The following is a 513-nucleotide window of genomic DNA, read 5'->3' as shown; positions in this document are numbered from 1 at the left end:
CAGTAAATTTGCCTATGATGAATGGGAAGCTTTGTTTGAGCATCATGGATTCTACGAAATGAGTGCCATTGGGTTTTACGCATCTATGATTGAATCAAGGCGGGAACAGGAAGCTGAGGCTAAGCTAAATAATCTGCAGCTAGCAGTAGAACTATTGTCGTCAAGAGGGGTAGAAGGAGTTACTGTGGCTACGCTCTTAAATGGTAGTAATGAATCTAAAGAGTTACTAGACATAGCAATGAAAATTCTAGGAGGCAATAAAACGATAACAAGCCAATCTGAAGCCTCTTTACGCAGCTCTGAAAACATCAACATAAAGAATGTACGCAACGAATTCTTAAAACACCTTATTGAAAAAAATGACATTGAACTAGATCGAGATGGTTTTTGTAATTTGAAAAAGGATGAGGTCTGGGACAAGCTACATAGTAGTTATGAAGAATATATTAACTATGTGACTAAAAATAAAAAGCCACTAAAGGAATATCCTAATTGTATATATCATTATATGAA

General features: G+C 35.7%; 1 protein-coding gene. It reads left to right on the top strand.

What is annotated here, in order from left to right; translation table 11 throughout:
* On the top strand, positions 1-513 hold a 513-nt coding region (locus GCU85_RS10495; RefSeq protein WP_218110677.1), incomplete at both ends, for a hypothetical protein.

Origin of the sequence: Ostreibacterium oceani, assembly GCF_009362845.1 — a bacterium.
Lineage (GTDB): Bacteria > Pseudomonadota > Gammaproteobacteria > Cardiobacteriales > Ostreibacteriaceae > Ostreibacterium > Ostreibacterium oceani.
The sequence above is the reverse complement of the archived record's forward strand: the minus strand, read 5'-3'. Positions and strand labels throughout refer to the sequence as shown.